Origin of the sequence: Erwinia sp. MYb416, assembly GCF_037479575.1 — a bacterium.
Classification (GTDB): Bacteria; Pseudomonadota; Gammaproteobacteria; order Enterobacterales; family Enterobacteriaceae; genus Erwinia; species Erwinia rhapontici.
In genome coordinates this window covers 1,077,010-1,086,357 of record NZ_JBBGYT010000438.1, presented here as the reverse complement: position 1 = coordinate 1,086,357, position 9,348 = coordinate 1,077,010, and the positions used below count along the sequence as shown (strand labels likewise).

11 protein-coding genes are annotated in these 9,348 nt (G+C 59.8%); 2 read left to right on the top strand and 9 right to left on the bottom strand.

The annotated features are described in order from the left end of the window. Positions 1–208 precede the first annotated feature (208 nt). From phnN to phnF, 9 genes are read right to left on the bottom strand one after another with little or no spacing between them, the layout of a single operon-like run. Positions 209–745, bottom strand: a complete 537-nt coding sequence (gene phnN, locus WH277_RS14650) for a ribose 1,5-bisphosphokinase (RefSeq protein ID WP_339505830.1) — start codon at positions 743–745, stop codon at positions 209–211. Then, positions 745–1,881, bottom strand: coding sequence for an alpha-D-ribose 1-methylphosphonate 5-triphosphate diphosphatase (phnM, locus tag WH277_RS14645; RefSeq protein ID WP_339505829.1), 1,137 nt, complete (start codon positions 1,879–1,881; stop codon positions 745–747). Before phnM ends, phnN begins: the two co-directional genes overlap by 1 nt. Then, positions 1,878–2,582: a phosphonate C-P lyase system protein PhnL gene (phnL, locus tag WH277_RS14640; protein WP_159337058.1), complete on the bottom strand. Its 705-nt coding sequence runs from the start codon at positions 2,580–2,582 to the stop codon at positions 1,878–1,880. Before phnL ends, phnM begins: the two co-directional genes overlap by 4 nt. 20 nt (positions 2,583–2,602) lie before the next feature. Continuing rightward, positions 2,603–3,361 (bottom strand): phosphonate C-P lyase system protein PhnK, encoded by a 759-nt coding sequence (gene phnK / locus WH277_RS14635; RefSeq protein WP_133842951.1) that lies wholly within the window; start codon positions 3,359–3,361, stop codon positions 2,603–2,605. Next, entirely contained in the window at positions 3,358–4,200 is an 843-nt protein-coding gene (locus tag WH277_RS14630; RefSeq protein ID WP_133842949.1) for an alpha-D-ribose 1-methylphosphonate 5-phosphate C-P-lyase PhnJ, read from the bottom strand. The genes phnK and WH277_RS14630 overlap by 4 nt, the downstream gene beginning before the upstream one ends. Then, the gene (locus tag WH277_RS14625) at positions 4,193–5,269 is read right to left on the bottom strand and encodes a carbon-phosphorus lyase complex subunit PhnI (protein ID WP_171149417.1); all 1,077 of its coding nucleotides are present in this window, start codon (positions 5,267–5,269) and stop codon (positions 4,193–4,195) included. The genes WH277_RS14630 and WH277_RS14625 overlap by 8 nt, the downstream gene beginning before the upstream one ends. Continuing rightward, positions 5,269–5,844: a phosphonate C-P lyase system protein PhnH gene (gene phnH, locus WH277_RS14620; RefSeq protein ID WP_133842944.1), complete on the bottom strand. Its 576-nt coding sequence runs from the start codon at positions 5,842–5,844 to the stop codon at positions 5,269–5,271. Before phnH ends, WH277_RS14625 begins: the two co-directional genes overlap by 1 nt. Then, entirely contained in the window at positions 5,841–6,284 is a 444-nt protein-coding gene (gene phnG / locus WH277_RS14615) for a phosphonate C-P lyase system protein PhnG (protein WP_339505828.1), read from the bottom strand. Before phnG ends, phnH begins: the two co-directional genes overlap by 4 nt. Then, complete coding sequence (phnF, locus tag WH277_RS14610) at positions 6,285–7,004, bottom strand: phosphonate metabolism transcriptional regulator PhnF (protein WP_133842940.1); 720 nt, start codon at positions 7,002–7,004, stop codon at positions 6,285–6,287. It abuts the gene before it with no gap. A 181-nt stretch (positions 7,005–7,185) separates the two neighbouring features. On the opposite strand from phnF, the gene WH277_RS14605 reads away from it, so the two are divergent. Continuing rightward, positions 7,186–7,854, top strand: a complete 669-nt coding sequence (locus WH277_RS14605) for a helix-turn-helix transcriptional regulator (RefSeq protein WP_339505827.1) — start codon at positions 7,186–7,188, stop codon at positions 7,852–7,854. 67 nt (positions 7,855–7,921) lie between these two features. Continuing rightward, the gene (locus tag WH277_RS14600) at positions 7,922–9,097 is read left to right on the top strand and encodes an MFS transporter (protein ID WP_133842936.1); all 1,176 of its coding nucleotides are present in this window, start codon (positions 7,922–7,924) and stop codon (positions 9,095–9,097) included. Positions 9,098–9,348 lie beyond the last annotated feature (251 nt).

Sequence of the window (9,348 nt, the reverse complement as noted above, 5' to 3'; positions counted from 1 at the left end):
ATCCGGATCAGGTGTTAAGGGTCATCGCGCTGAATCTTTTACGATTTCTCAGCCAGTTGCCTGGCTCCCCCTGGAGGGGGAATTAAGTCAGGAATTTTCCGGAACGTCAATGTTGCTGACGCGGGACATTGGGCGAGGCATGCCTCGCCCCTAGAGAATGCGCAGGTCAGTGGGTGTTGCGTAGGGGCGGGTCATGACCCGCCCGCCGTCAACGGGGCTGTGCTAACAACGCCGAAAAACCCTGTAACGTCTCACTCAATGGCCCATCATTACTTAACGTCATACACCCTGCCGCCACCGGCTCTGCCGCACGCTGCAACCGCTGTTCAATGGCGGCTTCATCCTCGCGACCGCGCTGGCGCAGTCGCCCGGCGAGGATCTCCGCCGACACCTGCAAACACACCGGCAACAGCCGTTCACCGTAACGCTGACGGGCAGCCGCCAGATGCAGCCGTGAACCGTTCACCACCACATCCAGCCCACTTGCCAGCCACTGATCGATCTCAATACCCAGCCCGTAGTAAAACTGATGCGCCTGCCAGTCGAGGGCAAACAGACCGTATTCACGCCGCCTGCGAAACTCATGCTCGCTGAGGGCGATATGGTTTTCGCCCCCGGCGCTGGCACTGCGGGTGATATAGCGATGCGCCACAATCACTCGCTCCGGGGCACATTCGCGCAGTGCCAGCAGCAGGCTGTCTTTGCCTGAGCCGGAAGGGCCCATCAGCCAGATCAGCCGCCCCATCAGAAGACCTTCCTGCCCTGCGCCCACACCGACGATACATAGACCTGATCGCGGTGCGCGCGCACCAGCACCAGATCGGCCCGCGTGCCTTCATCAATCACACCGCGATCGTCAAGGCCGATGGAGCGGGCCGGGTTACGCGTTACTAACGCAATGGCCGAAGGCAGCGTCATGCTGTGACGTTCATCGGCGGCAAGACGGAATGCCGCATCCAGCAGGCTGGCGGGATAGTAATCCGACGAGAGAATATCCAGCAGCCCCAGCTGTGCCAGCTCGCTGGCCGCCACGTTGCCGGAGTGCGAGCCGCCACGCACAATATTCGGCGCACCCATCAGTATCTGTAAGCCCATTTCACGCGAGGCGCGTGCGGCCTCTTCGGTGGTCGGGAACTCAGCGATAACGCTGCCTACCCCTTTCGATTCAACCACGTGTTCATAGGTGGCGTCATCGTGGCTGGCCAGCGGAATGTGATACTGACGACACCAGGCAGAAATCGCCTCACGGTTCGGCGTGGACCAGCGGGCCGCCAGGCGTAGCTGATCGGCCTCGTACTCATCAAGCTGCCGATCGCTGAGTTGATATTTGCCGCCAAAATAGGTGCGCCATGCCGCCAGCGACACATACTGGCGCTGCCCCGGTGAGTGATCCATCAGTGACACCAGCGACAGTGCCGGGTTACACATCAGTTGTTCAAACAGCGGCAGCGTTGAGTCATGAGGCAGTTCACAGCGCAGGTGCAGACGATGTTCGGCACGGTTCAGGCCATGCTTCTGCGCATGGCGAATCGCATCGATCATCTTATTCAGATTCTCCATGCGGTGGCCGCCATCGCGCACATCACCCACGCCAATCGCATCCAGTACCGTGGTAATGCCGCTGGCGACAATCAGCGCATCATGGCTGCTCATGGCGGAGTGCGCAGGCCAGTCCACCTTCGGGCGCGGGGTAAAAAACTTATCCAGATTGTCGGTATGCAGCTCGACCATGCCGGGCATCAGCCAGCCGCCCTCGCCGTCAATCGCTGCCGGAAGCTGGCTTTGTGTGTCAGAGAAGGCGCGGATCACGCCATTTTCACAGGCCAGCGATCCCTCGACCACTTCATTTTCCAGGATCAGTTTGACGTTATTGATGATCATTCGGCGTGCTCCAGAGCAACAGGTTGCATCACATGCAGACGGTCAGCGATGCGATCGCGCACCGCGTTATCATGAAAAATGCCGACAATCGCCGCGCCGCGCTGGCGCGCCTCTTCAATCAGCGCCACCACGGCAGCGCTGTTGGCGGTATCGAGTGAGGCGGTCGGCTCATCCAACAACAGGATCGGCGAGTCGGCAATAAACCCGCGCGCAATATTGACGCGCTGCTGCTCACCGCCGGAAAACGTCGACGGTGCCAGTGCCCACAGGCGCGACGGCACGTTAAGGCGGCCCAGCAATGCTTTGGCACGCTCTTCGCTCTGGGATCGCGACACACCACGCTCCAGCAGCGGCTGCATCACCACCTCCAGCGTGGAAATCCGCGGGATGACGCGCAAAAACTGGCTGACCCAGCCAAGCGTATCGCGGCGAATGCTGAGGATCTGGCGCGCCGGGGCGCTGACCAGGTCAACCCACTGCTGCTGATGATCCACCCAGATATGCCCGCTATCCGGCAGATAGTTCGCATACAGCGAACGCAGCAGCGTGGATTTACCGCTGCCCGAATGACCGTGCAGCACCACGCACTCCCCGGCAGCCACCTGTAAGGAGGCGTTACGTAACACCGGCAGTTCTGCCCCCTGCTGATTGTGCATCACAAAGGTTTTTGACAGATTTTCGACACGCAGTTTCAGATTCATAATGATTCCCGTAGGAGTATTTAAACAATGGATGAGACCAGCAGCTGGGTATACGGATGATGCGGATCATCCAGCACCCGGTCGGTCAGGCCACTCTCCACCACTTTCCCCTCTTTCATCACCAGCAGACGGTGTGCCAGCAGACGCGCCACACCGAGGTCGTGGGTGACAATCACCACCGCCAGATTCAGATCGCGGACCAGACTGCGCAGCAGATCCAGGAGTCGCGCCTGCACCGACACATCCAACCCGCCGGTGGGTTCATCCATAAACACCAGCGTCGGATGCGTCACCAGATTACGGGCGATTTGCAGACGCTGCTGCATGCCGCCGGAGAACGTACCCGGCAGGTCGTCGATGCGCGACAGCGGGATCTCCACATCCTGTAACCACTTCCCGGCGGTTTCGCGGATCTGCCCATAGTTACGCTGCCCGACCGCCATCAGGCGTTCACCGATATTGCCCCCGGCAGAAACCTGCGCCCGCAGGCCATCCATCGGATACTGATGTACCACGCCCCATTCGGTGCGCAGCAGACGGCGGCGTTCGCTTTCGCTCAGGGCATAGAGATCCTGGCCCTGATAAATAATCTCACCCTGCTGCGGTGCCAGCCGGGCCGAAATCGACTTCAGCAGCGTGGTTTTACCGGAACCCGATTCCCCGACAATTCCCAGTACTTCTCCCGGAAAGAGCTCAAAGGAGACGTCACTGAACCCTTTGCCCGGCGCATAGAGATGCGTTAACTGATTGACCGCCAGCAGCGGTGTTTCGCGCGTCATGATGGATTCTCTTGTTGCTGATGGCAGTAGTCGGTATCGGAGCAGACAAACAGGCGCGAACCCTGATCGTCCAGCACCACTTCATCCAGATAGCTGTCGCGTGAACCGCATAGCGCGCAGGGTTCATCCCACTGCTGTACGGTAAAAGGATGGTCGTCAAAATCGAGGCTTTCCACTTTGGTATAGGGCGGCAGCGCGTAGATACGCTTCTCGCGTCCTGCACCAAACAGCTGGAGCGCGGGCATCATATCCATCTTCGGGTTGTCGAATTTCGGGATCGGTGACGGGTCCATCACATAGCGATCGTTGACCTTGACCGGATAGGCATAGGTGGTGGCGATATGACCGTAACGGGCGATATCTTCATACAGTTTGACCTGCATGATGCCGTACTCCTCCAGCGCGTGCATGGTGCGGGTTTCCGTTTCACGTGGCTCGATAAAGCGCAGCGGCTCCGGGATCGGCACCTGATAAATCAGGATCTGATCTTCCGTCAGCGGCGTTTCAGGAATGCGGTGACGCGTCTGGATCAGTGTGGCGTCAACGGTGCGTTCCGTGGTGGCGGCACCGCTGACGCGCTGGAAGAAGCGGCGGATAGAGACGGCGTTGGTGGTATCGTCAGCGCCCTGATCGATCACTTTCAGCACGTCATGTTCGCCAATCACGCTGGCGGTGAGCTGAATACCGCCAGTGCCCCAGCCATAGGGCATCGGCATCTCACGTCCGCCAAACGGCACCTGATAACCGGGGATCGCCACCGCTTTAAGGATGGCACGGCGGATCGTACGTTTACTCTGTTCATCCAGATAACCGGGGTTATAACCGCTTAGTTCAGTCACGCTGCTTCTCCTGGTATTCCGCCCGCAGGCGTTTCAGCAGTTCCAGTTCAGCCTGGAAATCGACGTAATGCGGGAGTTTCAGGTGAGAGACAAACCCCGCCGCTTCAACGTTATCCGCATGCGATAGCACAAACTCTTCGTCCTGCGCCGGGCTGGTAATGCGTTCGCCGTGTTCATCGGTTTGCAGCGCACGGTCCACCAGCGCCATCGCCATCGCTTTGCGTTCCGCACGACCAAAGACCAGCCCGTAGCCCCGGGTAAAGTGCGGCGCATCGTCCGCCGGGGTGGTGAAACCGTTCACCATTTCACACTCGGTCAGCATCACTTCGCCAATCTCCAGCGCAAAACCCAGCTCTTCCGGGATAATCTCAACAGTGACCGATCCGGTACGAATTTCCCCGGCAAAGGGATGGGTGCGCCCGTAACCGCGCTGCGTGGAGTAGCCCAGCGCCAGCAGAAACCCTTCGTCACCGCGTACCAGCTGTTGCAAACGCGCTGAACGCGGCATCGGATAAGATGGCGCATCGCGGGTGATATCCAGCGGCTCGCTGCCATCGTCCTCTTCGCGCAGCGCCAGCCCTTCGCGCGTCATCAGGTCAAACATATGCGGGCATTCTGCTGCCAGTGGCTGTTCCGCACGCGGTGTCACGGGCGCTTTGCCTTCGGCCAGCAGGGTGAAATCCAGCAGACGATGGGTGTAATCATAGGTTGGCCCCAGCAGCTGTCCGCCGGGCAGATCTTTGTAGACCGCAGAGATACGGCGCTCAACGCGCATCGCACCGCTGTCCAGCGGCAGGCTGTCGGCCAGCCGTGGCAGCGTGGTGCGGTAGGCACGCAGCAGAAAAATCGCTTCGACCAGGTCGCCACTCGCCTGCTTAATGGCCAGCGCCGCCAGCTCACGGTCGTGAATACCGCCTTCGGTCATCACGCGGTCAACGGCCAGGCCAAGCTGCTGGTCAATCTGTGTGCAGGTGAGTTCCGGCTGGTCATCCGCACCACGGCGCAAACGCTCCTGAAGCTGATGGGCGGCGGCTATCGCCTTCTCGCCCCCTTTCACCGCGACATACATCAGCAGACCTCCACGTCAGTAGTGCGCGGCAGCGCCATCATGTTTTCACCACAGGTGAAGATCAGGTCAATGCCCTGCGGGAAGCGGTGGCGGCGATCGCGCAGGTAACTCAGCACGCTTTCTGGCAGCTGCGGAGCAATGGCGCGGCGCTCCTGCAAACCCGGGCCGCGCAGGCGCAGTGTCAGGCCGCCGCTCAGGGCCGGTACGTCAATAATCAGCGTGCTGCTTTTCTCCGGTGACACATTATCGCCGGGGGAGAAACTGTCGATGCTGGTGCCGGATTTGGCATGCAGCAGGGCAAACGGGGCATCTGTGCTGTCGGTGATCGGTGCACCGGTGTGGAACCGCAGATTGCTGAGCAGGGCATCATCGCGCAGCGCTTCGTCAATCCACAGAGGCGTTTCGCGATCCACCAGCGTCATCATGACCGCCGTTGCGGCACAGGAGGCGTTGCCCCAGGCGGGCAGCGTCGGCAGCGATACCATCACGCCCGGTTCACTCATCGCCTTGAGAATACGGCGGAAGGCGCGCTGAGCATCAGCAACGGGATGGCTAAAACTGGCCAGTAAGGTCATGCGTTATCTCCGCGAACAAGGGTAAAGAAGTCGACCCGGCTGCTGGCCACTTCGCGCGAACGCAGCGCCAGCTGCTCTGCACGCAAGGCCGCCAGCGGTGCGATAATCTGCTGATATAAATGCGGTGAGCTGTCACCCTGCAACAGAGCATCCAGCAGCGCACAGCGTTCGGCGTGGGCTTTGTCGCGCCCGAGAATGTAGCTGTAACCACAGAGTCCGTTGGCCAGGCGCACCACGGCGCGTGTCACGGTGGTATCCCCAAGAATAAAGCGACGACCGGTACCGCCCATTCGCGCCTGCAAACGGGTCAATCCGGTTTCCGGTGCGCGCAACAGTTGGTAGTCGGTGGGGAGATCGGCGGGGCAATGCGCCAGCAACTGTTGCGGCTGGCTATGAGCCAGCACGGAAAGCCAGTGCTGACGTGCCTTATGTGCTTCCATTTAGTGCTCCAGCGTCAGTTCAATCATATCGGCACGCGTCAGGCTGACGGAGTATTCCGCCATCCGGCCGTTGTCGGTACAGGTATTCAGGGTGCGTACGCACAGCAGCGGCGCATGCAGGGAAACTTCAAGCAGACCGCTCTCTTTCGCCTGCGCGCGGCGGGCGGTAATGCGTGTCTGTTTACGCGTCAGCCCGGTAGTCAGTTGCTGACGGAGAAAATCGTGCAGTGAGCCACTGCTGAACTGTTGCAAGTGCGGCCACCACGTCAGGTCGGGCAGATAATGGTTGATCACGCAGACCGGCACGCCGTTGACCCGGCGCAGGGTGCGCAGATGGATCACCGTGTCGCCTTCGTTGCAGGCCAGCGCGGCGGCCACTTCGGCATTGCAGGGGCGCAGCACCGCCAGCAGGCGTTCACTGGTGGGATGGCTTCCCTGTTCCATCAGGTTCTGACTGAAGCGTGCCTGGGCATGGAGCGGGTAGTTATAGGGCCGCATCAGCACCAGTATCCCCACCCCCTGACGGCGCTGTACCAACCCTTTATCCACCAGTTCATCCACCGCACGGCGCAGGGTATGGCGGTTAACGGCATAGTGCGCCGCCAGCTGTTTCTCAGACGGCAGGTACTCGCCACAGCGGTAACGGCTGCGCAGTTCATCCTCCAGTTGCGCCGCAATGGCCTGATATAAAGTGGTCGGATGTCTGGATAAGTTGAGCATAAAAAAATCTCCACAGAACAAAGCCGGTTAGCGGGGTTATTTGCGTTAAGGTCCCTGCTACTGATGGCAGTTACATTGAAGATGTTGTGTGACAGTGCGGTTAACGCCAGATGAAGGTTTTTAAAAAGTGCGGGGAGTGTGTCAGGATAGGCAACGTCAGAGTCAGCCAGAAGGATACAGCGTGGATAACGAAAGCGAGATCGTGCAGGCCGGGGCCGTATTGAGCCAGAAACTGGCAGAGCTGGGAGCGGTGGATTTTCTTTATATGCGCCAGAATAAGCGTGCCCCGGAAGAGGCGCTGGTGCTTTCCAGTCATTCAGAGGAGTGGATCAGCGACTATCGCGATCGCCGCCGCTATCTGAAAGATCCGGTGGCGCTGGCCGCCCGGCAGCGCATCTCACCCTTTAACTGGCAGGATTGCACGCGCCCCAACGCCGGGCTATGCGATGCAGGCAGCCAGTGCCAGCGGGTGAAGGGATTTACCTTTGCGGTTCACGACGAGCAGCAACAGATGTCACTGCTGAGCGTGATACGCCGCCACGACAACCTGACGTTTTCCCACGACGTGATTTCCCGGCTGGCGGATTTGCAGATGCTGTTGATCCTGCTGCATGAAAAAACCCACCTGCGGCGCGAAAACAGCCCGGTGCTCTCGCCGCGTGAGCAGGAGGTGTTGCTGTGGAGCAGCCGGGGTAAAACCTACGGAGAGATCGCTATCATCCTGGGGATTCAGCTCAGTACCGTGAAGTTTCATATCGCCAATGCCACGCGGAAACTGGGCGTCAGTAATGGGAAACATGCGATTCGCCGGGCGCTTGAAATGAACTATCTGCCCTCCCCCCTCTACTAAAGGCTAGCTGGACGCAGCGGCCTCAGGCTCTACACTCGTATTCACTTATCTCTTTTCAGGAAACGTTATGTCGTCGTCTCCCTCCCGTCTTCCCGTTGCCGTGTATACGCTCGGCTTTGGTGTTTTTGCGCTGGTAACCAGTGAGTTTCAGGTTGCCGCACTGATGAATATTATGACCACCGACCTGCATATCACCCTGCCGATGACCGGCTATCTGATCACCGTGTATGCGCTGGCGATGGCGATTGGCGGCCCGCTGCTCGCCCTGTTGCTGCTGAAACACCCGCCGCGCCGCAGTCTGTTGATCCTGCTGACGCTGTTTATTGCCAGTCAGGCGCTGGGGGCGGTGGCGGGCAGCTATCTGCCGCTGGTGATTGCGCGCATTCTTACCGGTGCCGTGGCCGGGGCCTATATTGGCTGTGCGGTCAGTACCGGCGTGAAGCTGGTGCCCGAGCAGCAGATCCCGGCGGCGATTACCGTGGTGCTGGGTGGACTGATGATCGGTACGGTGATTGGCCTGCCGCTGGCCAGTTTTATCGGTAACCTGGCGGGCTGGCGCGTCAGCTTCTGGTCGGTGGTGGTGATTACGCTGCTGGCGCTGTGGCTGACGCACAAAACGTTGCCCTCCACGCTGGCTCCGGATGACATTAATCTGAAAGAAGAGCTGCGGGCACTGAAAAATCCGACGCTGTGGCGTGCTTATTCCACCAGTCTGCTGATTATTGGCGCGACCTTTGCGGGCTTCAGCTACTTTACGCCGATCCTGAGTGCGCAAACCGGCTTTAGCAGCGGCCAGGTCACCGGGTTACTGCTGGTGTATGGCATGGCGACCGTGCTGGGGAATGCGGTTGTGGGGCGTCTGGCCGGGCGCTATGCGTTGCCGGTCATTGCCTGCGGTTTACTGGCGCTGGTGGGCTTTTTCGCCCTGTTTGCCAGCTTTATTCAGCTACCGTCGGTGGCGATAGCCTGCGTTGTCGGCGTGGGTCTGTTCGGGGTAACAATGAACCCGGCGATGGTGACCCGCGTGATGGGTGCGGCCGGTAATCGCCAGTTGGTGAATACGCTGCATACGTCGATGGTGACGTTCGGGCTGATGCTGGGATCGTTGCTGGGCGGGCTGAGTATTGAATATGGCTTCGGCCTGAGCGCCCCGCTGTGGATCGGTGCCGGGATGGCGCTGTGCGGGCTGTTAACGCTGCTGCCGGATGTCAAAACATCACAGCCTGAAGCCTGTCGCGAGTGAGGTTACGTCAGAGACGACCGGAAAAAGGGTCGCTCTCTGGGGCCCCAAAAAAACCGTAGTAGTCGACCTTCTGTTTCGGGGTGGTTTTAAAACCTACAGCGAGCAACCGTTCTGAGGGGATGGGGCCAGTTTGAGGTAAGCCGGACGTCACGCGGCAGGGACGCCGCGTGCCGAGGCCCGCAGGGATGCGGATTTTGCCGATCCGGCGTGCTCAAACTGGCCTCAGACCTGAAGCCAAACTGTCAGCAACA